Genomic DNA, 20,329 nt, shown 5'->3' on the forward strand with positions numbered 1-20,329 from the left:
GCACCCGGCTACGAAGCGACAGATGCCCTCCGGTCCGTCGGGACCGGAGGGCATCTGCGTCGATCGGATCGGTCAGCAGCCGATCAGGCGCTGCGCGAGGTAGCCCTCGACCTGGTCGAGGCTCACACGCTCCTGCGCCATGGTGTCGCGCTCACGGATCGTGACGGCCTGGTCCTCGAGGGTGTCGAAGTCGACTGTGATGCAGAACGGGGTGCCGATCTCGTCCTGGCGACGGTAGCGGCGGCCGATGGCGCCGGCGTCGTCGAACTCGATGTTCCAGTTCTGGCGCAGCTTCGCGGCGAGGTCCTTGGCCTTCGGGCTCAGGTCGGCGTTGCGGCTGAGCGGCAGCACGGCGGCCTTGACCGGCGCGAGACGACGGTCGAGGCGCAGCACGGTGCGTATGTCGACGCCACCCTTGGCGTTGGGTGCCTCGTCCTCGGTGTAGGCGTCGACGAGGAAGGCCATGAGCGAACGGGTCAGGCCGGCCGCCGGCTCGATCACGTAGGGCGTGTAGCGCTCATTGGTGGCCTGATCGAAGAAGCTCAGGTCGGTGCCGGAGTGCTTCGAGTGCGTCGACAGGTCGAAGTCGGTGCGGTTCGCGACGCCCTCGAGCTCACCCCATTCGCTGCCCTGGAAGTGGAAGCGGTACTCGATGTCGACGGTGCGCTTCGAGTAGTGCGACAGCTTCTCGAGCGGGTGCTCGTAGAGGCGCAGGTTGTCCTTGTTGATGCCCAGATCGGTGTACCAGTTCATCCGGTAGTCGATCCAGTACTGGTGCCACTGCTCGTCTTCGCCGGGCTTGACGAAGAACTCCATCTCCATCTGCTCGAACTCGCGGGTGCGGAAGATGAAGTTGCCGGGCGTGATCTCGTTGCGGAAGCTCTTGCCGATCTGGCCGATGCCGAAGGGCGGCTTCTTGCGCGAGGTGGTGAGCACGTTCGCGAAGTTCACGAAGATGCCCTGCGCCGTCTCGGGGCGCAGGTAGTGCAGGCCTTCCTCGCTCTCGATCGGGCCGAGGAAGGTCTTGAGCATCATGTTGAAGTCGCGGGGCTCGGTCCACTGGCCCTTGGTGCCGCAGTCCGGGCAGACGATCTCGGTCATCGGCACGGCGTCGGGGTCGTCGAGCTTGTTCTTCTCGGCGTAGGCCTCCTGCAGGTGGTCCTGCCGGTGACGCTTGTGACAGCTCAGGCACTCGACGAGCGGGTCGTTGAAGACACCGACGTGGCCGGAGGCGACCCAGACCTGACGCGGCAGGATCACGGACGAGTCGAGGCCGACGACGTCCTCGCGGCTGGTGACCATGTTGCGCCACCACTGCTTCTTGATGTTGTCCTTGAGCTCCACGCCGAGCGGCCCGTAATCCCACGCGGACCTGGTGCCGCCGTAGATCTCACCGCAGGGATAGACCAGGCCCCGGCGCTTGGCGAGGTTGGCGACGGTATCGATCTTGGATTTGGGTGCCACTCGGTTTCTCCATCTTCGATGCGGGTTTTCGCAGCATGCGTCGATCTGTAAGCCTATCGCTCCTCGTTCGCAGCTCGAATTCGCGCCGGTTGACATGCACAACCGTGCATATCAAAATGGAATCGATTTGCAATAAGGCCCGCCGACCGGCGGCCGCCCCTGCCCCGAGGAGCCCCGTGAGCATCGACGCCGATCCACGCGAGTGCAGCACGGGCGAGCGCGCCCGCGGCCCGATCGGCAGCGACGCCCTGCCGTCCCCGGTCGATGTCTCCCCCGGCGCCCTGATCGCGACCGGTGAGCTGCTGCGCGCACTGTCGGCACCCGTCCGCATCTCGATCGTGCTCGAACTGCGCGAGTCGGCCCGCTGCGTGCACGAGCTCGTCGGCGCCCTCGGCGTCACCCAGCCGCTCATCAGCCAGCATCTCCGCGTGCTCAAGACCGCCGGCGTCGTGCGCGGCGAACGCTCGGGACGCGAAGTGCTCTACCACCTGGCCGACGACCATCTCGCCCGCATCGTCGTCGACGCCGTCGCTCACGCCCAGGAAGGACGATCGCAGTGACCTCCGCCCGCAAACCTCTCGTGGGGGTCCGCTCGACCCGTCAACGCAGCGCCATCGTCGACCTGCTCGACAACACCGAGGAGTTCCGGTCCGCCCAGGACCTTCACGACGAGCTGCGCAAGCGCGGCGAGGGCATCGGCCTGACGACCGTCTACCGCACCCTGCAGTCGCTCGCCGAGGTCGGCAGCGTCGACGTGCTGCGCACCGACAGCGGCGAGTCGCTGTTCCGGCGGTGCTCCTCCGGGCACCACCACCATCTCGTGTGCCGCCACTGCGGCTTCACGGTCGAGGTGGACGGCCCGGAGGTCGAACGCTGGTCGCACGAGGTGGCCGAGTCGAACGGCTTCGTCGACGTCAGCCACACCGTCGAGATCTTCGGCAACTGCCGCGAGTGCGCCCTCGCTCAGGGCTGAACCGACGGCCCGCGGCCGTCAGCCGCAATCGCAGTCATCACAGCCGCAGCCGTCGGCGAGCAGGTTCTCCTCGTCGTCCTCGGCCTCACCGTCGAAGACCGACGCTTCTCCGCCGAGACGCTGCGCCAATGCGCGTGCCTGCTCGACGACCGGCACGAGCGACGCGACGGCCCGCACGAGATGGATCGGGACGAGCGGCGACGCTGCGACCCGCAGTTCGACGGTGACTCGGTCCTTGTCGAGGACGAACTTGACTTCGGGGAACTCGACCTGCAGGTCGCCGAGGACCTCGGCGGCGCGGGTGCGGCCCGTGATGCCCTCGACCAGGTAGGTGGTGAGCAGCACGAAGCCGCCCTCGGCGTCGACCGTCGCGTAGGTGAGCACGTCGTCGATCCAGATCGGGATCTCGCCGTCCTCGTCGGGCTCGGGCGCTTCCTCGAGAATCTCGGACAGCGTCTCCACCACAGCGGCGCGCAGCATGTCGTCGTCCTCGGTGGGGATCGCGACGGCGTGCGTCCCGTCGGCGGCGACGACCTCCTCGGTGGTGGTCTCGGCGTCGATGTCGGTGGTGGTCACGAATTCTCCTTGGGATCGGGGGTGCCGGCCACGGCGCCACGCGCGTCGGCGGCACCGTCGAGCACGAGCAACAGCATGGTGGTCAGCGCCGTGTCGTCGAGCCCGGTCGCGGGGAACGAGTACCGCAGCACGACGTCGGCGTCGGTCTCGCGTTCGATGAGGTGGACCGAGCCGAACTGCAGGGCGTCGGCGGCGGCCGCGACCCGACCGCGCACGGCGTCGTCGAGTGGAAGATCCCACGCGAGCACTCCGGTGACGGAGACCACGTCGAGTCCTTCGGTGAGCGTGACGACCTGCAGCGCGAAGGGCACGGCGCCGTAGTCGAATCCGAACGAGCCGTCGCCGTCGGCGGCGGACGACGGGGTGCGGACGTCGACGAAGGGCGTCAGCGCGCCCGCGATCCGCTCGCGCAGCGAGGTCACTTCACACCACCGAACCGCCGGTCGCGGGAGGCGTATTCGACGCACGCCGCCCACAGATCGCGCCGGTCGAAATCGGGGAACATCGTGTCCTGGAAGACGAGTTCGGCGTAGGCCGACTGCCACAGCAGGAAGTTCGAGGTGCGCTGCTCGCCCGAGGGCCGCAGGAACAGGTCGACGTCGGGCATGTCGGGCTCGTCGAGATACCGCGCGATCGTCGACTCCGTGATCCGTTCGGGATCGAGTTCCCCTGCCGCGACCCGACGGGCGATCTCCCGTGCGGCGTCGGCGATCTCGGCGCGACCGCCGTAGTTGACGCACATCGTGAGAGTCATGACGTCGTTGTCCTTCGTCAGTTCCTCGGCGATCTCGAGTTCCTTGATCACGCTGCGCCACAGGCGGGGACGGCGACCGGCCCACCGGACGCGCACCCCCATCTCGTGCATCTCGTCGCGGCGGCGGCGGATCACGTCGCGGTTGAAGCCCATGAGGAAGCGGACCTCGTCGGGGCTGCGCTTCCAGTTCTCGGTGGAGAAGGCGTAGGCCGAGAGCCACTCGACGCCCATCTCGATACATCCGCACACCGTGTCCATCAGCACGGCCTCGCCGCGTTCGTGGCCGGCGGTGCGCGGCAGACCGCGCTCCTGCGCCCAGCGACCGTTGCCGTCCATCACGAGCGCCACGTGCTGGGGGATCAGCTCGGGTTGCAGCACGGGAGGTCGCGCGCCCGACGGATGCGGGTCGGGCGGCCGGATCACCCGCTCAGGCGATGGGGGCGTGGTACGTCGTCGAATCACGGTCCCCATCCTGCCGGACACCCCGGGCGACGTCATCAACCCGGTTCCCCGTCGCAGGGTCGGTGCGACCGCGCTCGACGAGGGGCAGCGAACGCAGTTGCCGTTCGAGATGCCACTGCAGGTGCGCGGCGACGAGCCCGCTGGCCTGGCGACGCACCGCCGTGTCGGCGGCCTCGGTGTCGGCCCAGCGTCCGTGGTTGAGCGCGTCGAGCAGCGCCAACACACCCGGGGCCGGGGTGGCCGCCCCCGGCGGACGGCAGTGCACGCACACCGCACCACCGGCGGCGACGTGGAAGGCGGTGTGCGGGCCGGGACGGTCGCAGCGCGCGCAGTGGGTGAGCGCCGGCGCCCATCCCGCGTAGGCCATGGCCCGCAGCAGATAGGCGTCGAGTACGAGTTCGGGTGGCCGGGTGCGGTCGCACACCGCGCGGAGGGCGCCGACGGTGAGTGCGTGCAGGCGCGGCACGGGCGCGCGTTCCTCACCGGCGAGGCGTTCGGCGGTCTCGAGGATCGCGCACGCGGTGGTGTAGCGGGAGTAGTCGTCGACGATACCCACCGCGAAGGCGTCGAGGGTCTGCACCTGGGTGATGACGTCGAGACTGCGGCCCGGGTGGAGCTGGACGTCGATGTGGGCGAACGGTTCGAGCCGTGCGCCGAACTTGGAGCGTGTCCGGCGCACGCCCTTCGCGACGGCCCGCACGAGACCGTGCCGACGCGTCAGCAGGGTGACGATGCGGTCGGCCTCGCCCAGCTTGTGCTGGCGCAGCACCACCGCGTTGTCCCGATAAAGCCTCACTCCCCGAGTCTGTCATGTCGCGGTGACACGGGACGGTCCACGAAGGGACTCGACACCCAGAACGGGAACGCGTTATTGTTCGTTCGAACGAACGGGGGAACGAATGGACGCTCGAACCGACCTGCGCGACCTGAAGGCGACCGTCGAGGCACTCGACCGCGGCAAGGCCACCTCTACGGACCTCGTCCGTGCGAGCCTCGACCGGATCGACGAATCGCAACCGCACCTGAACGCCTTCCGCGTCGTGCGCCGCACCACCGCACTCGACGAGGCCCGCGAGGCCGACCGGCGCCGCGCGAACGGCGAACGCCTCCCCCTGCTGGGTGTCCCCATCGCGATCAAGGACGACACCGACATCGTCGGCGAGACGACGATGTTCGGCTGCGCCGGCACCTTCGCCCCGAAGGACACCGACGCCGAGGTGGTGCGTCGCCTGCGGGCCGCCGGCGCGGTGATCGTCGGCAAGACCCACTCCCCCGAACTCGGCCAGTGGCCGCTCACCGGCGGCGACGCCTTCGGGCACACCCGCAGCGCGTGGTCGCGCGACCACACCCCCGGCGGCTCGTCGGGTGGCAGCGCCGCGGCCGTCGCGGCGGGACTCGTGCCGGCCGCCCTGGGATCCGACGGCGCCGGATCGGTCCGCATCCCCGCCTCGTGGTCCAATCTCGTCGGCATCAAGCCCCAACGCGGCCGGATCTCCATGTGGCCCGACGCCGAATCCTTCAACGGACTCACCACGCACGGCCCACTCGCCCGCACGGTCGCCGACGCGGCCCTGCTCCTCGACGTCGTGTCCGGGAACCACCCCGGCGACCGGCACGCGTGCGCGCCGCTGACCGTCTCCGACGCCGTGGGACGAGATCCCGGCAGGCTGAACATCGCTCTGTCGCTGAAGATCCCGTTCACCGCGACACCCACCAGCCTCGACGCCCGTGTCCGCACCCGCATCGCCGCACTCGCCGCGGCACTGCGCGATCTCGGCCACGAGGTGACGCTCGCCGATCCCGACTACGGAATGACGTTCGGTCTCACCTTCCTCCCTCGATCCATGGCCGGTATCGAGGAGTGGTTGTACCGCCTGCCCGACCCGTCCCTCGCCGACGTGCGCACCCGCGCCAACGCCCGCACCGGCCGGTTCCTGCGCGGTTATCCGTTGCGGGCGGCGCGCGCGGTCGAACCGCGGCTGCACCGTCGGGTCGGCCGCATCTTCGACCGGTTCGACGTCGTACTCGCCCCCACCACTGCCACACCGCCGCTGCCGGTGACGGCGATCGACGGCATCGGCGGCTGGGCGACCGACAAGGTCATCACCGGCGCATGCCCCTACGCGTGGCCGTGGAACGTGCTGGGCTGGCCCGCGATCAACGTCCCCGCGGGTTTCACCGAGGAGCGACTGCCGGTGGGTGCCCAGCTGCTCGGCCCGGCGAACTCCGAACCGCTGCTGGTGTCCCTTGCCTCCCAACTCGAATCGGTGCTGCGCTGGCACGAACACACCCCGGAGCGATGGTGGTGACCACGCGCGACGACGCCCGCTCGCGGATCGTCCACGCCACCCTGTATATCGTCGGCACCGACGGGGTCGCCGGGGTGACGAACCGGCGCATCGCGGCGCGCGCCGAAGTGTCGCTCGGTTCGATTACCTACCATTTCCCTACCCAGGCCGACCTGCTGCGCGCCGCGCTCGAGTTCTTCGTCGACGAGGAGACCGAGCGGCTGCGAGAACTCGCCGAGCAGTATCGATCCCGGGCCCTGTCGCTGACGGAGGCCGCCGAACTCACCGAACGCGTCGCCCACGACCTGACCTTCACGGCCGAACGCATCGCCCCCTTCGAGCTTTATGTGCAGGCGGGGCGCGACGAGGAACTGCGGCGGGTCGCCCAACGCTGCTGGCGTGCCTACGACGCGTTGACTGTCTCCGTCCTTTCCGCGCTGGGAGTGCCGGATCCGGAGACGATCGCCCCGACGGTCGTCGCGACCATCACCGGGCTGCAACTGCGCCGCCTGTCGACGGGTACGGAGCCGGATCTGTCGGAGGCCGTTCTGCTGCTGCTGCACGGCGCGGCGGCCACGCGTCGCTGAGTTCCCTTCGGTCACCGGCCCCGGCGTGACGACGCGTTCACATCCGCGTCCGCGACGAAACACCACCGTCACGAATTATGCCGTGTGCACAATTCTTTCGCGTCGCGAGTGGTTTGTCGGCCGATTGCCGAGTCCTGTCCGACTCTTCGAGATCGACATGTGCTGCTCCCGGCGGCGATCAAGGCCGGGCTGCCGCCGCTCGGCCTTGATCGCCCTCGCGATTTCCGGACAGGGCGTGGCACTCGAACATTGCGCCACCCATTTCGTCGACGGCTTGGTCCACGCGTTCAAGGCCATGGGAATCATCCTGCCGGTGGCCGGATTCGTGTACCCCGGCATCCCCGACTACTCCGGTTCGATCCTGGGACTCGAGGACGGCACCGGGCCGGCCTTCCTGTTCGACGCCGTCGAGAGCATCCAGACCCGCATTCCCGACAACGGTCTCTTCGCCGCGTTCAGCATGATCCTGATCGGCATGCTCATCGGTCTGGACGGCTCCGGCTGGGCCGGTCTGCCGCTTACCGGTGGTATCGCCGCTGCGCTCGCCCCGCAGGCCGGAACGGACACCGCAACGCTTGCCGCCCTTGCGCAGAACGCCGCGACCTGGACCGGCGGCGGCACCCGCGTCATCTGGTCGTCGCTGATCGTGGTCGCGGGCTTCTGCCGCGTCCCGGTCGGTGATCTCGTGCGACGACTCGCGATCCCGGTGGTGAGCGGATTGCTCGTCGCCGCTGTCGCCGCTTCGACGTCTCCGCCGCCGTCGCCATGACACCGCGGCCGGCGGAACTGATCGACCGCTTCAGCGCGTTCGTCGGCACCGACCTACCTCGCGTCGATGTGGGTCGCCCGGCCGATCACCGCGTCCACCCCGTAGGGCTCGGCGTCAGAATCCCAGACGGCCCAGCTGTTTGGGGTCTCGCTGCCAGTCCTTCGCGACCTTCACGTGCAGGTCGAGGTAGATCTTCACGCCGAGGAGCTTCTCGATCTGGGTGCGTGCGGCGGTGCCCACTTCGCGCAGCCGCGCGCCCCCTTTGCCGATGACGATGCCCTTCTGGCTCGGCCGTTCCACGTAGAGCAGGGCGTGCACGTCGAGCATCTCGCCCTGCTTCTCGGTGCGACCCTCGCGTTCGGTGATCTCCTCGATCACGACGGCGAGCGAGTGGGGCAGCTCGTCGCCGAGACCTTCGAGGGCGGCCTCGCGGATGAGCTCGGCCATCAGGGTCTCTTCCGGCTCGTCGGTGAGCTCGCCGTCGGGATAGAAGGCCGGTCCGGGTTCCATGTGCGAGACGAGGACGTCGACGAGGACCTCGACCTGCTCACCCGAGGCCGCGGAGACCGGCACGACCTCGCAGTTCTCGCCGAGGAGCTTCGACACGGCGAGCAACTGCGCGGCGACCTGCTGTTTGCCCACCTTGTCGATCTTCGTGACAATGCCGATGACCGGGGTCTTCGGCGCCATGTGGCGCACCTGCTCGAGGATCCAGCGGTCGCCGGGGCCGATCTTCTCGTCGGCGGGGAAGCACATGCCGATCGCGTCGACCTCGGAGTAGGTGTCCTGCACCAGGTCGTTGAGCCGCTGGCCGAGCAGGGTGCGCGGGCGGTGCAGTCCCGGGGTGTCCACGAGGATGAGCTGGGCGTTGTCGCGGTGGACGATGCCGCGGATGGTGTGGCGGGTGGTCTGCGGGCGCGACGAGGTGATCGCGATCTTGCTGCCGACGAGCGCATTCGTGAGCGTCGACTTCCCGGTGTTGGGCCGGCCGACGAAACAGATGAAGCCGGAACGGAAGTCGGTGTCGGTCATGCATGCTCCTCGGTGGTGGCCGTATCGGTATCGGTGGGTTCTTCTTCGGGGCTGACGCGCTGCACGAAGACGGTGCTCACACGCACCCGCCCACGGACGTCCGGTCCGCCCTCGCCGCGGAGCAGCAGGCCGTGGGTCCGTACCTCCGCACCCGGCAGAGGAACTCGGCCGAGTTCGTAGCCGAGGAGTCCGCCGACGGTGTCGACCTCGTCGTCCTCGATGTCGATGTCGAACAGTTCGCCGAGGTCCTCGACGGGAAGTCGCGCGGAAACGCGGTAGGTGTCGTCGCCGAGTTCCTCGACGTCGGGGATCTCCCCGGTGTCGTACTCGTCGGCGATCTCGCCGACGATCTCCTCGATGACGTCCTCGATCGTCACGAGACCGGCGATGCCGCCGTATTCGTCGACGAGGATCGCCATGTGGTTGCGGTCGCGCTGCATGTCGGCGAGCAGATCGTCGAGGCGCTTCGAATCCGGCACGAAGACCGCCGGTCGCATGACGTCGGCGACGGAGACGCTGCGTCCGCCGTCGCGGTGGTAGTAGGTCTGCTGGACGAGATCCTTGAGGTAGACGACACCGCGGATGTCGTCGACGTTCTCACCGATCACCGGGATCCGCGAGTGCCCGCTGCGGACGGCGAGCGAGGTGGCCTGACCGGCCGTCTTGGTCTCCTCGATCCACACCATCTCGGGGCGTGGAACCATGATCTCGCGAGCGGTGGTGTCGCCGAAGTCGAACACCGACTGGATCATCCGGCGTTCCTCGTCGGCCACGACCCCGCTCTCCTGAGCGAGATCGACCAGTTCGCGCAGCTCGATCTCGTTGGAGAACGGGCCGTTCCTGAAACCGCGACCGGGTGTGACCGCATTGCCGACGCTGATGAGGATTCGGCTGATCGGACCGAGCAGGACACCGAGTACCCGCAGCGGTCCGGTGGCGGCGAGCGCGATCGGGTACGCGTGCTGGCGTCCGAGCGTGCGCGGGCTGACCCCGATCACGACGTAGTCGACGATCACCATCACCGCAGCGCCCACGACGAGCGCCCATGTGCGGTCGAGCACGGCGAGCAACGCACCGACGAGCACGACGGTGGCGGTGATCTCGCAGAGGATGCGCAGCAGCACCGTCAGATTGACGTAGCGGGGCCGATCGTCGAGCAGACCGAGCAGGCGGCGCGCACTGGGGCGGCCCTCCTTCGCGAGTTCCTCGGCGCGCGCCGCGGATACGGTGTTGAGCGCGGAATCGACGGCGGCGAACAGGCCGCCGAGCACCACCAGGACGACCGCCAGGACGACGAGGGGCACGGTACTCACGCGATCGTCACTCCCTCGATCGGTGCCGTCCGATCACGATGGCTCGCACTGTCGCCGCTCATGATTCGGGGGTGTCGACGAAACCGGCCTTGCCCAGCAACTTCCGGTCGCGGGCGGCGAGCCGCGCCTCGTGCTCGGCGCGGCGGATCTCCTCGTACCACTCGGCGAGGAGCTGGTTCTGCAGGCCGAACATCTCCTTCTCCTCCTCCGGTTCGGCGTGGTCGTAGCCGAGGAGGTGGAGCATGCCGTGCACGGTGAGCAGGGCGAGTTCGTGGGCCACCGGGTGACCGGCCTTCGCCGCCTGGTCGGCGGCGAACTGCGGACACAGCACGATGTCGCCGAGCATCGACGGTCCCGGTTCGGGAGCGTCCGGACGCCCCCCGGGCTCGAGTTCGTCCATGGGGAACGACATCACGTCGGTGGGGCCGGGAAGGTCCATCCACCGCACGTGCAGATCGGCCATGGTGTCGAGGTCCACGAGCACCATCGACAACTCCGCCGCCGGATGCACATCCATCCGGGCGATCACGAAACGGGCGACGTCGAGGAGTTCCTCCTCCGAGACGTCCATTCCCGATTCGTTCGAGATCTCGATGCTCATGACTGGAGTTCCTTCTGCACGACGGTATTCGGTTGATCTACAAGGGTGTTCATCGACGCTGCACCCGCTGCGCGCGACGTTGAGCACGGTTGCCGGGGATCCCGTCGCCGTCGCGGGTGGCCTCGAAACGGCTGTAGGCGTCGACGATGTCGGAGACGAGCCGGTGCCGCACGACGTCGCTGCTGTCGAGTCGCGCGATGTGGATGTCGTCGATGCCGTCGAGGATCTCGGTGGCGGCGGCGAGACCCGAACGGGCGCCGCCGGGCAGGTCGATCTGCGTGATGTCGCCCGTCACGACGATCTTGGAATTGAAGCCCAGACGCGTGAGGAACATCTTCATCTGTTCGGCGGTGGTGTTCTGCGCCTCGTCGAGGATGATGAACGCATCGTTCAGGGTGCGGCCACGCATGTACGCCAGGGGTGCGACCTCGATGACCCCGGCCTGCATGAGCTTCGGGATCGCCTCGGGATCCATCATGTCGTGCAGCGCGTCGTGCAGTGGACGCAGATACGGGTCGATCTTCTCGTGCAGGGTGCCCGGCAGGAAGCCGAGCCGCTCCCCTGCCTCGACGGCGGGACGCGTGAGGATGATGCGGTTGACCTGCTTGGTCTGCAGCGCCTGCACGGCCTTTGCCATGGCGAGATAGGTCTTGCCCGTACCAGCCGGTCCGACACCGAAAACGATGGTGTGGGCATCGATCGCGTCGACGTACCGCTTCTGGTTCAGGGTCTTGGGCCGGATCGTCTTCCCGCGCCGCGACAGAATGTCGAGGCTGAGCACGTCGGCCGGCGACTCGGAGAGCCCCTGGGTGAGCATGCCCACGGTGCGACGCACGGCGTCGGGCGCGAGCGATTGTCCGCGACGGACGATGGTGACGAGTTCGGCGAGCGCACGTTCCGCGAGGGCGACGTCGGCGGGCGCTCCGGTCAGCGTGACGGTGTTGCCCCGCACGTGGATGTCCGCCGCCAGGAGGGCTTCGAGGGCGATCAGATTCTCGTCCGCGGCTCCGAGCAGGGGCGCTGCGGCCTCCGAGGGGAGGTCGAGGCTCGATTTGACCGTGGTCGGCTCGAATTCGGGGGGCTCGTGGGGTCGGTCTGGTTCACTCACGTGGACGGTACGTCCTGCTTTCGGTTCGGCTCCTGCACGACGGTCGTCGTGTTCGTGCCAGTCTAGCGCCGGACGAAGCGCACCCTCCCGCAACAGGGAGTTTCAGCGGGGTTGGATTCCGCCTTCACCAGAACCCGCCTCCGCGAGCCACCGCCGTGCCTCGGCGAGGATCCCGGGTGCCCGGTCGGGTGAGACCCCACCGAGCACGAGATTGCCCAGGACGATCGTGTCGCCCGAGTCGTCCACCAGCCCGAGATTGGCCTGCTCGAGTGTGGCCATCGTCAGGCCCTCCATCATCCCTACGAGCACGGGCGCCGGGAGGTAGTCGGAGAGCTGGCTCTGCGCGAGGCCGCGTTCGACGTGCCCGAGGACACGTGAGCGCACCGGGGAGACCAGCTCGGCGATGCGCTGCTCTCCCATCTCCTTGCGGGCGAAGGAGAGCAGCACGCGGTAGCGGTCGCCGATGGGCCAGGTCCGCAACGCCACGACCGCGAGCGCGACCGCGGGATCGTCCGGCTCGGGGTGGTCGAGAGCCTCGGCGAGTGCGGTCGAGGCGTCGTCGACGATCCCCTCGACGAGGGCTTCCCGGTTGGGGAAGTGCGCATAGACGGTGCGGCGGACGACACCCGCGGCTTTGGCGACATCGTCCATGCTCGCGTCGGAGTCGGCCGCAAAGCACATCACCGCAGCGTCGAGTATGCGCATGCGGTTCGCATTGAATCGGGTTCGCGGTCGTGTGACCGAGTTCTCCACGTTCTCGCCCTCTTCCGCCGAATGTGATCTGTCTTTCATTTTAGTTGCACACGGATGTGCAGCTGCGTAACTTGCACACCACCGTTTAGATCGGGGCTCAGGTCCCGGCCCGTGTCGCACCCGAGGAGAGCCCATGCCCACTGCCGTGACCCTCGCAGGAGGGACCGCAGCGAAGGAACCCTACCGGCTGCGCTGGGCCGGACTGGCGGTGCTGTGCCTGAGCCTGCTCATCGTCGTGATGGCCAACACCTCGCTCATCGTCGCCGCACCCGGCATGCTGCGCGAACTGCAGCTCACCAGCGCCGACATGCAGTGGATCATCGACGGCTACACCGTCCCCTATGCCGCGCTGATGCTGCTGTTCGGCGTGCTCGGCGATCGATACGGACGACGTCGCGCGTTGCTGGCGGGCCTGGTCGTCTTTGCCGCCGGCGCGGTCTACGGATCGTTCGCCGACAGCGCCGGCGACGTGATCGTCGCGCGCATCGTCATGGGGGTGGGCGCCGCCGTGATCATGCCTGCGACACTGTCGCTGCTCGTCGCGATGTTCCCCGTGCACGAGCGTGCCCGCGCGATCGCAGCCTGGGCCGCCACGTCCGGACTCGCCATTGCGCTCGGTCCCCTGCTCGCCGGATGGCTCCTCGAATCGAACTCGTGGGGTTCGACCTTCCTCATCAACGTGCCGATCGCGGCATTCGCCGCGATCGCGGCCCTGATCCTCGTGCCGGCCTCGAAGGCGGACGATCTCACCCGCACCGACTGGGTCGGCGGCGCCCTGTCGGTCGCTGCTCTCGGCGGAATCGTCTACGCGATCATCGAGGGGTTCCACTTCGGTTGGGGCACCGGGGTGATCGCCACCTCGATCGGCTCGGTGATCGCCGCGGTGCTCTTCGTGGTGTGGGAACTTCGCCACCCCCGGCCGTTGCTGGACGTGCGTCGGGTCGCGGACCGGACCGTCGGCGGTGCGTGCGTGTCGGTGTTACTGCTCTTCCTCGTCGCCTTCGGTGCCATCTACTTCGTCGCGCAGCAGTTCCAGTTCGTGCTCGGTTACGGCCCGCTCGAGACCGGTCTGCGTCTGCTTCCCCTCGCGGTGACGGTCTCGCTCGGCGCGGCGCTGAGCGGCCGGCTCGCGCCCCGACTCGGTGCGCGGGTCCTCGTGGGCACGGGCATGGTCGCCGCTGCGGCAGGCATCCTCACCTTGACCGTCACGGACGGCGCCTCCGGCTTCACGCCCTTTCTGATCTCGTTGTTGCTGCTCGGATTGGGCATCGGCCTGGCCACATCCCCGTCCACCGACCTGATCATGGGCGGCTTCCCCGACTCGGACCTCGGAGCGGCGGGCGGGTTGAACGACACCGCAGTGGAATTCGGCGGGTCGCTGGGCATCGCCGTGCTCGGCTCGATCCTCGCGACCACCTATCACCGCGAGATCTCCGGGTTCCTCGAAGGATTGCCGTTGGCGGACCTCACAGGTCCGATGGCCGATCAGGCCGCGATGGCGATCGAGGCGGCCGGCGATTCGGTGGGCGGTGCGGCGATCGTCGCGGAGGAACTCGCGGCGAACCCATTCGCGGCGTCGTACGCACAACCGCTGCTCGACGCGTCGTCCGCAGCGTTCGCCGAGGCGATCTCGTCCGCGAGCCTCGTCGCCGGCATCGTCCTGCTCATCGGCGCCGCGGCGGTCACCGCGCTACTCCCCCGCGGACTCCACACCCGCACCGGCAGCGAGGCCGAGATCGGCCACTGACCGGACGGTGAGCAGGTCGAGCGATCGCGCCCAGGCCCGGGTGCTCCGGTTCAGGAAGGCGACGTGATCCTCACCGTCGAACAGCTCCAGCGACACCGGATCTCCTGCCGCGTCGGCCGCGTCGACGTAACGGTGCGCGACACCCACCGGCACCTGCTCGTCGGCGGTGCCGTGCAGCACCGCGACCGGCACACCGATCGGCGGCCGGTGCGTCGGCGAGGCCGACCGATAACACTCGGGTGCCTCCGCGTAGGACGCACCGAAGAGCGCCTCGAACGCCTCCACGCGACGACCGCGCTCCCCGGCGGTGACGAGGTCGAGCGCACCCGCCTGCGAAACCACGAATTCCGGTCGCACCGACGTGCTCTCACCCGCGAGCCACACCGCCAGCTGGCCTCCCGCAGAGTGACCGACGAGCCGCACACGGTCGAGATCGACCTCGACACCGCCGCGCTGCGCGTGCGGAACGACCTCGGTGAAGATCGTCTCGTACGCCGCGACCACATCGGCGGACATCTCGTCCCACGCGCCACCGGCCTCGAGACGGCGGTACTCGACGTTCCACGCCACCACACCGCGACGCGCGAGTTCCACGGACAGCGCCGTACCGAGGGTGAGCTGGTAGCGGCCGTGCCACGAACCGCCGTGAACGACCATGACGGCGGGAACGGGCCCCGTCACCGTCGCGGGGTCGGGTAGGAAGACGTGCCCGAACTGCTGCGAGTGGGTGCCGTAGGCGATCTTCGTACGAGCCAAGAGAGGAAATTCCTTCGATACGTATGGTCGGGACCCGCAAGCGATCCCTCAGCACAGAGAATCGGGACCCGCAAGCGATCCCTCAGCACAGAGAATCGGGACCCGCAAGCGATCCCTAGTGCAGGGGCCTGGTACGCCACCGGTCGGTCAACACACCGATCGCGCCGAGTGCGACGGCCGCGGCGGTCGAGGTGCGCAGCACCGTGGGGCCGAGACCGACGGCCACCGCGCCCGCGTCGACGAGGGTCTCGACCTCCGCGTCGTCGAGTCCGCCTTCGGGACCGACGATCAGCGTCAGCGAATCGACGTCGCGCACGGGCAGATCGGCGAAGGGGATCGTGGCGGATTCGTGGAGCACCGCGACGACGTCGCCGCGCTCGACGGCCGAGCGGACCCGTGCGACGACCTCGGGTGTGCGGTGCAACCCGGCGACCGTCGGCACGTGCGCGCGCCGCGACTGCTTCGCCGCGGACGTCGCGACCGCCTGCCACTTGGCAACACCCTTGTCCGCCTTGGCATCCCACCGGGCGACACAGCGCGCCGACTGCCACGGTACGAACTCGTCGGCGCCGGCCTCGGTGGCCAGTTCGACGGCGAGTTCGGACCGGTCGGACTTCGGCAGCGCCTGCACGACGGTCACGCTCGGACGCGGCGGGTCGACAACGCGACGACCGAGCACGAGCGCTTCGAGCCGGTCCTTCGCGACCGCCGTGACCTCGACGTCGGCGACCTCACCGGCACCGTCGGACAACACGAGCCGCTCGCCTACCGCGATACGACGCACCGTCGCGGCGTGCCGGCCCTCCTTGCCGTCGAGCACGGCCGTCCGCCCCTCGTCGGGCAGCGGGTCGAGGTAGAACAGTGTCGCGGCCACCCGAGCGACCTAACGGGCGCTGAACGCGTCGCGCAGGCGCGAGAACAGGCCGCCGGTGTTCTGCGAACCCGTGGTCACGACCTCGACATGCTCCCGGTCGCTGTGCCGGCGCAGGTCCTCGAGCAGCTTCGTCTGCTTGTGATCGAGCTTGCTCGGCACCACGACCTCGAGATGCGCGTGCAGGTCGCCGCGCGTACCCGAGCGCAGCTTCGGCATGCCGTGGCCGCGCAGCACCGAGACCGAACCGGGCTGGGTGCCGGGATCGATGGTGATCTCGGTGGGGCCGTCGAGGATGGTCTCGATCGTCACCTTTGTGCCGAGCGCAGCGTCGACCATGGGCACGCGGATGGTGCAGTGCAGGTCGTCGCCGTCGCGCACGAAGACCTCGTGCTGCTGTTCGAGCACCTCGACGTAGAGATCGCCGGCAGGACCGCCGCCGGGGCCGACCTCGCCCTGGGCCGCGAGGCGGATGCGCATCCCGTTGCCGACGCCGGCGGGCACCTTGACGGTGACCTCGCGGCGGGCGCGCACGCGGCCGTCACCACCGCACTTGCGGCAGGGATCCGGGATCGTCTCGCCGACACCGCGGCAGGTGGGGCACGGGCGGGACGTCATGACCTGGCCGAGGAAAGAACGCTGGACGGACTGGACCTCACCGGCGCCACCGCAGGTCTCGCAGCGCACGGGCTTCGAATCGCCGTGGGTGCCGGAACCGGTGCACGCGTCGCACAGGATCGCGGTGTCGACCGTGACCGTCTTGGTGACGCCGCGAGCGCATTCCTCGAGGGTCAGGCGGGTGCGGAGCAGCGAGTCGGCGCCGGGCTGGACGCGGCCGCGCGGACCGCGGGAACCGCCGGCCCCACCACCGAAGAACGCCTCGAAGACATCACCGAGGCCGCCACCGAAGCCGGCGCCGCCGAAGCCGCCCGCACCGCCGCCACCGGGTTCGAGCGGGTCGCCGCCGAGGTCGACGATGCGTCGCTTCTCGGGATCCGACAGCACCTCGTAGGCGGCCGAGATCTCCTGGAAACGCTTCTGCGCCGACTCGTCGGGGTTCACATCCGGGTGGTGCTCGCGCGCCAACTTGCGGTACGCCCGTTTGATCTCCTGGTCGGTCGCGTTCTTGGACACGCCGAGCGTCCCGTAGTAGTCCCGTGCCACGTTTGGTTCTCGTCCTTACGTCGTTCTACAGAGCAAAAATGGACGGTGCTCAGCGTTCGCCGAGCACCTCACCGATATATCTCGCAACGGTGGCGACCGATGCGATGGTTCCCGGATAGTCCATCCGGGTGGGGCCGAGCACTCCCAGACCACCGAAAACCGTACCCGCGGCCCCGTAGCCGGTGGACACGACCGAGGTGGTGCGCATCTCCTCGAACTGGGTCTCCTCACCGATGCGGACGGTGACCCGGCCTGCGTCCTGGCTGGACGCGAGCAGTTTGAGCACCACGACCTGCTCCTCGAGGGCTTCGAGGACCGTACGCAACGAGCCCGGCAGCATGCCGTGGCCGTCGAAGTCGGCGGCGTTGCGGGTGAGATTGGCGGTGCCGCCGAGCACGAGACGCTCCTCGGGGTGCTCGACGAGGGTCTCCACCAGCACGGTGGTGCACCGGATGAGCGCGTCGCGCAGATCGTCCGGTGCGTTGTCGGCGAGCTCGGTCACTGCGACGGAGGCCGCGGCGAGCCGCTTGCCGGTCAATGCCCCGCCGAGCAGCTCACGCAACCGCGACAGGCCGTCCTCGTCGATCACGTCGCCGAGTTCGACGATGCGCTGATCGACGCGGCCCGAGTCGGTGATGAGCACGAGCAGCAGCCGCGCCGGTGTCAGCGCGACCACCTCGAGATGTCGCACGGACGACGCGGAGAGCGTCGGGTACTGCACGACCGCGACCTGGCGGGTGAGCTGCGCGAGCAACCGCACCGCGCGGCGCAGCACGTCGTCGAGGTCGACGCCCGATTCGAGGAACTGCAGGATTGCGCGGCGCTCGGCCGACGAGAGCGGTTTGACCTCCGCGATCCTGTCGACGAACTGGCGGTAGCCCTTGTCGGTGGGCACGCGTCCCGAGCTCGTGTGGGTCTGTGTGATGTATCCCTCTGCTTCGAGCACAGCCATGTCGTTGCGGACCGTGGCGCTGGACACTCCGAGATTGTGCCGGTCGACGAGAGTCTTGGAGCCGATCGGCTCCTTGGTGGACACGTAATCCGCCACGATGGCGCGCAAGACCGTGAATCTCCGCTCCTCGGTACTCGACAACCCGCCACCTCCGTTTCCGCCGCCTGCAGGACTGCACCTCTCGGGGCCGTACCCTGCCAGTCTAATCGCGCGACGACCTCGAAGGTGTCGGGCACGTGTGCGACACCACCCCGAACCGGAAGCGACGCCTTCGGCGCGTCCCCGTAATGTGTTCACATGATCTTCAAGGGCGTCCGGGACGGCAAGCCGTATCCCGATCACGGACTGTCTCTGCGCGACTGGTCGAGGATTCCGCCCCGCCAGGTGCGCCTCGACGAGATCGTCACGACGACGAAGGTGCTCGAACTCGACCGGCTGTTGTCGGAGGACTCGACGTTCTACGGCGATCTGTTCCCACACGCCGTCCAGTGGCAGGGCGTGCTGTACCTCGAGGACGGACTCCACCGTGCCGTGCAGTCCGCGCTGCGGAACCGGACGGTGCTGCACGTGCGTGTCTTCGAGTACGACGTGCTGATTCCCGGTGGCGTGCCCGACCCGGGCGCCGAGGTTCGGGGCCCGTCTCCCGCATAGCCCGATCAGGGGTGGATACCGTGGAGCCCCGCGATGCGTCGAGTGTGATCGTCACCTTCACGTTCGTCACCGTCGACGGCCGGACCGAGTCGGAGAAGCACTGGGTGTCGGTGGTCGAGAACCGTGGGCGGCTGTCGGTCTACGACTCGGAGCGCATCGGAGCAGCATGACGCGACCGGTCGGTCGGAGCAGCATGACGCGACCGGACGGTCAGTCGTCCGCGCCGAGCAGGATGGTGCGGACCACCGCGTCGGCGAGCAGCCGGCCCCGGTCGGTCAGCACGAGCTGATCGTCGCGTTCCACGGCGAGCCCGTCGGCGACCACCGTCTCTGCTGCCTCGCGCTCACCCTCGTCGAGCTCCGACAACGGCAGGCCCGTACGCAGCCGGACGGTGAGCATGACGAGTTCGGTGTGCCGGTCCTCGGCCGTGAGATGTTCGCTGCCCCCGACGGGCAGGACTCCGTCGGCGAGGGTCGACGCGTAACGGGCGGGATGCTTGACGTTCCACCAGCGCACGCCACCGACGTGGCTGTGCGCGCCCGGCCCGGCGCCCCACCAGTCGCCGCCGTCCCAGTAACCGAGGTTGTGGGCGCAGCGCGCCGACGGATCATCGGCCTTCGCCCAGTTGGACACCTCGTACCAGGTCATCCCGGCGTCGGCGAGTCGCGCGTCGATCCGCTCGTACCGCGATGCGAGCACGTCGTCGTCCGGAGCCGGCAGCTCGCCGCGACGGACACGGCGAGCGAGGGCGGTGCCGTCCTCGACGATGAGCGCGTACGCCGAGACGTGGTCGATCCCCGCTTCGAGCACGGCGTCGAGGGAGGCGTCGAGGTCGGCGTCGCGCTCGCCGGGAGTGCCGTAGATCAGATCGAGGTTGATGTGGCAGAAACCGGCCGCGCGCGCTTCCTTCGCCGCCGCGACGGGACGCCCGGGTGTGTGGGTGCGGTCGAGGACCGCCAGCACGTGGGGCGCCGCGGACTGCATGCCGAGCGACACGCGGGTGTATCCGGCCTCGCGGATCGACGAGAAGAACTCCGTGGAGGTCGACTCCGGGTTCGATTCGGTGGTCACCTCGGCGCCGGGAGCGAGCCCGAACGAGTCGCGGATCGCGTCGAGCACCTGCGCGAGACCGTCCGCGCCGAGCAGCGAGGGTGTTCCGCCGCCGACGAAGACCGTCTCGGCAGCGGGAGTCCGTCGTCCGGATTCGGACAGCAGCCGGGCACCGGCGTCGAGTTCGCGGCGCAGACCCTCCAGCCAGGACTGCGGCGACGCCGCGCTGCCGAGTTCCCCGGCCGTGTAGGTGTTGAAGTCGCAGTAGCCGCAGCGGGTCGCGCAGAAGGGCACGTGCACGTACACACCGAACGGTCGCGTCCCCACTCCTGCGAGTGCCGAAGCGGGAAGTTCGAGACCGGCCGGACGACCCGCGATACCGATTTCCGTGCCGGTGCGTCGACCGATCTCAGTGCTGTTCACGCCCTCCAGTGTTCCAGAGACCCGAAGGGCGGCTC

At 68.9% G+C, this 20,329-nt stretch carries 23 protein-coding genes; 8 read left to right on the forward strand and 15 right to left on the reverse strand.

Annotated features, from left to right (window positions below):
* Window positions 1-72: 72 nt before the first annotated feature.
* Entirely contained in the window at window positions 73-1,464 is a 1,392-nt protein-coding gene (locus tag BO226_RS11685) for a glycine--tRNA ligase (RefSeq protein ID WP_071935311.1), read from the reverse strand.
* A gap of 176 nt (window positions 1,465-1,640) precedes the next feature.
* Here BO226_RS11685 and BO226_RS11690 point away from each other — a divergent pair, with 176 nt between their 5' ends.
* Window positions 1,641-2,024: an ArsR/SmtB family transcription factor gene (locus tag BO226_RS11690; protein ID WP_071935312.1), complete on the forward strand. Its 384-nt coding sequence runs from the start codon at window positions 1,641-1,643 to the stop codon at window positions 2,022-2,024.
* Window positions 2,021-2,437, forward strand: a complete 417-nt coding sequence (locus BO226_RS11695; RefSeq protein ID WP_006554468.1) for a Fur family transcriptional regulator — start codon at window positions 2,021-2,023, stop codon at window positions 2,435-2,437. The genes BO226_RS11690 and BO226_RS11695 overlap by 4 nt, the downstream gene beginning before the upstream one ends.
* Before the next feature lie 18 nt (window positions 2,438-2,455).
* Here BO226_RS11695 and BO226_RS11700 read toward each other — a convergent pair whose 3' ends face one another.
* Genes BO226_RS11700 through recO form a run of 4 tightly spaced genes read right to left on the reverse strand, consistent with a single transcriptional unit; the run spans window position 2,456 to window position 5,025 of the window.
* Window positions 2,456-3,013, reverse strand: coding sequence for a T3SS (YopN, CesT) and YbjN peptide-binding chaperone 1 (locus BO226_RS11700; RefSeq protein ID WP_024101349.1), 558 nt, complete (start codon window positions 3,011-3,013; stop codon window positions 2,456-2,458).
* Window positions 3,010-3,435 carry a hypothetical protein gene (locus BO226_RS11705; protein ID WP_006554470.1) on the reverse strand — a complete coding sequence of 142 codons (426 nt, stop codon included), beginning with the start codon at window positions 3,433-3,435 and terminating at the stop codon, window positions 3,010-3,012. The genes BO226_RS11700 and BO226_RS11705 overlap by 4 nt, the downstream gene beginning before the upstream one ends.
* On the reverse strand, window positions 3,432-4,238 hold the full coding sequence (locus tag BO226_RS11710; protein WP_050993415.1) for an isoprenyl transferase: 807 nt from the start codon (window positions 4,236-4,238) through the stop codon (window positions 3,432-3,434). Before BO226_RS11710 ends, BO226_RS11705 begins: the two co-directional genes overlap by 4 nt.
* Window positions 4,195-5,025: a DNA repair protein RecO gene (recO, locus tag BO226_RS11715; protein ID WP_024101350.1), complete on the reverse strand. Its 831-nt coding sequence runs from the start codon at window positions 5,023-5,025 to the stop codon at window positions 4,195-4,197. Before recO ends, BO226_RS11710 begins: the two co-directional genes overlap by 44 nt.
* A gap of 103 nt (window positions 5,026-5,128) precedes the next feature.
* On the opposite strand from recO, the gene BO226_RS11720 reads away from it, so the two are divergent.
* The 3 genes from BO226_RS11720 (at window position 5,129) to BO226_RS11730 (ending at window position 7,873) form a co-directional block, all read left to right on the forward strand.
* Window positions 5,129-6,538, forward strand: coding sequence for an amidase (locus BO226_RS11720; RefSeq protein WP_071935313.1), 1,410 nt, complete (start codon window positions 5,129-5,131; stop codon window positions 6,536-6,538).
* Window positions 6,529-7,104, forward strand: a complete 576-nt coding sequence (locus BO226_RS11725) for a TetR/AcrR family transcriptional regulator (protein ID WP_071935314.1) — start codon at window positions 6,529-6,531, stop codon at window positions 7,102-7,104. Before BO226_RS11720 ends, BO226_RS11725 begins: the two co-directional genes overlap by 10 nt.
* A 235-nt stretch (window positions 7,105-7,339) precedes the next feature.
* Window positions 7,340-7,873: a transporter, IT superfamily protein gene (locus BO226_RS11730; RefSeq protein WP_232238107.1), complete on the forward strand. Its 534-nt coding sequence runs from the start codon at window positions 7,340-7,342 to the stop codon at window positions 7,871-7,873.
* Between the two features lie 114 nt (window positions 7,874-7,987).
* Here BO226_RS11730 and era read toward each other — a convergent pair whose 3' ends face one another.
* From era to BO226_RS11755, 5 genes are all read right to left on the reverse strand, one after another.
* Window positions 7,988-8,905: a GTPase Era gene (era, locus tag BO226_RS11735; RefSeq protein ID WP_024101353.1), complete on the reverse strand. Its 918-nt coding sequence runs from the start codon at window positions 8,903-8,905 to the stop codon at window positions 7,988-7,990.
* Window positions 8,902-10,218: a hemolysin family protein gene (locus tag BO226_RS11740; protein ID WP_006554477.1), complete on the reverse strand. Its 1,317-nt coding sequence runs from the start codon at window positions 10,216-10,218 to the stop codon at window positions 8,902-8,904. Before BO226_RS11740 ends, era begins: the two co-directional genes overlap by 4 nt.
* A 58-nt stretch (window positions 10,219-10,276) precedes the next feature.
* On the reverse strand, window positions 10,277-10,819 hold the full coding sequence (gene ybeY / locus BO226_RS11745; RefSeq protein WP_006554478.1) for an rRNA maturation RNase YbeY: 543 nt from the start codon (window positions 10,817-10,819) through the stop codon (window positions 10,277-10,279).
* A gap of 49 nt (window positions 10,820-10,868) precedes the next feature.
* The gene (locus tag BO226_RS11750) at window positions 10,869-11,927 is read right to left on the reverse strand and encodes a PhoH family protein (protein ID WP_006554479.1); all 1,059 of its coding nucleotides are present in this window, start codon (window positions 11,925-11,927) and stop codon (window positions 10,869-10,871) included.
* Window positions 11,928-12,029: 102 nt separating this feature from the next.
* Window positions 12,030-12,632, reverse strand: a complete 603-nt coding sequence (locus BO226_RS11755; protein ID WP_170318574.1) for a TetR/AcrR family transcriptional regulator — start codon at window positions 12,630-12,632, stop codon at window positions 12,030-12,032.
* 181 nt (window positions 12,633-12,813) lie between these two features.
* Between BO226_RS11755 and BO226_RS11760 the strand changes: the two genes are divergently transcribed.
* Window positions 12,814-14,427, forward strand: a complete 1,614-nt coding sequence (locus BO226_RS11760) for an MFS transporter (protein WP_071935315.1) — start codon at window positions 12,814-12,816, stop codon at window positions 14,425-14,427.
* Here BO226_RS11760 and BO226_RS11765 read toward each other — a convergent pair.
* The 4 genes from BO226_RS11765 to hrcA all read right to left on the reverse strand — a co-directional run bounded on the left by BO226_RS11765 (window position 14,371) and on the right by hrcA (window position 18,311).
* Window positions 14,371-15,183, reverse strand: a complete 813-nt coding sequence (locus tag BO226_RS11765; protein ID WP_071935316.1) for an alpha/beta hydrolase family protein — start codon at window positions 15,181-15,183, stop codon at window positions 14,371-14,373. The two genes, BO226_RS11760 and BO226_RS11765, sit on opposite strands and share 57 nt — an antisense overlap.
* A gap of 115 nt (window positions 15,184-15,298) precedes the next feature.
* On the reverse strand, window positions 15,299-16,057 hold the full coding sequence (locus BO226_RS11770) for a 16S rRNA (uracil(1498)-N(3))-methyltransferase (RefSeq protein ID WP_006554482.1): 759 nt from the start codon (window positions 16,055-16,057) through the stop codon (window positions 15,299-15,301).
* A 9-nt stretch (window positions 16,058-16,066) separates the two neighbouring features.
* A complete protein-coding gene (gene dnaJ, locus BO226_RS11775; RefSeq protein ID WP_006554483.1) occupies window positions 16,067-17,218 on the reverse strand; it encodes a molecular chaperone DnaJ in 1,152 nt (383 codons plus the stop codon).
* A gap of 49 nt (window positions 17,219-17,267) precedes the next feature.
* A complete protein-coding gene (hrcA, locus tag BO226_RS11780; RefSeq protein ID WP_071935317.1) occupies window positions 17,268-18,311 on the reverse strand; it encodes a heat-inducible transcriptional repressor HrcA in 1,044 nt (347 codons plus the stop codon).
* Window positions 18,312-18,467: 156 nt separating this feature from the next.
* Here hrcA and BO226_RS11785 point away from each other — a divergent pair, with 156 nt between their 5' ends.
* Together BO226_RS11785 and BO226_RS27045 are read left to right on the forward strand one after the other, a co-directional pair.
* Window positions 18,468-18,821: a type II toxin-antitoxin system VapB family antitoxin gene (locus tag BO226_RS11785; protein WP_006554485.1), complete on the forward strand. Its 354-nt coding sequence runs from the start codon at window positions 18,468-18,470 to the stop codon at window positions 18,819-18,821.
* Window positions 18,822-18,841: 20 nt separating this feature from the next.
* Window positions 18,842-18,991, forward strand: a complete 150-nt coding sequence (locus BO226_RS27045) for a hypothetical protein (protein ID WP_156895203.1) — start codon at window positions 18,842-18,844, stop codon at window positions 18,989-18,991.
* Window positions 18,992-19,031: 40 nt separating this feature from the next.
* Here the strand turns inward: BO226_RS27045 and hemW are convergent, their stop codons facing one another.
* Complete coding sequence (hemW, locus tag BO226_RS11790) at window positions 19,032-20,255, reverse strand: radical SAM family heme chaperone HemW (RefSeq protein ID WP_198040661.1); 1,224 nt, start codon at window positions 20,253-20,255, stop codon at window positions 19,032-19,034.
* Window positions 20,256-20,329 lie beyond the last annotated feature (74 nt).

Origin of the sequence: Rhodococcus sp. 2G, from assembly GCF_001886355.1 — a bacterium.
Lineage (GTDB): Bacteria > Actinomycetota > Actinomycetes > Mycobacteriales > Mycobacteriaceae > Rhodococcus > Rhodococcus pyridinivorans.

Bases quoted from the DNA above. Each gene is read 5' to 3' on its own strand.
- BO226_RS11710 (WP_050993415.1), bottom strand. From the start codon at position 4,238: ATGGGGACCGTGATTCGACGACGTACCACGCCCCCATCGCCTGAGCGG.
- BO226_RS11720 (WP_071935313.1), top strand. From the start codon at position 5,129: ATGGACGCTCGAACCGACCTGCGCGACCTGAAGGCGACCGTCGAGGCA.
- BO226_RS11725 (WP_071935314.1), top strand. From the start codon at position 6,529: ATGGTGGTGACCACGCGCGACGACGCCCGCTCGCGGATCGTCCACGCC.
- era (WP_024101353.1), bottom strand. From the start codon at position 8,905: ATGACCGACACCGACTTCCGTTCCGGCTTCATCTGTTTCGTCGGCCGG.
- ybeY (WP_006554478.1), bottom strand. From the start codon at position 10,819: ATGAGCATCGAGATCTCGAACGAATCGGGAATGGACGTCTCGGAGGAG.
- BO226_RS11755 (WP_170318574.1), bottom strand. From the start codon at position 12,632: ATGCGCATACTCGACGCTGCGGTGATGTGCTTTGCGGCCGACTCCGAC.
- BO226_RS11760 (WP_071935315.1), top strand. From the start codon at position 12,814: ATGCCCACTGCCGTGACCCTCGCAGGAGGGACCGCAGCGAAGGAACCC.
- BO226_RS11785 (WP_006554485.1), top strand. From the start codon at position 18,468: ATGATCTTCAAGGGCGTCCGGGACGGCAAGCCGTATCCCGATCACGGA.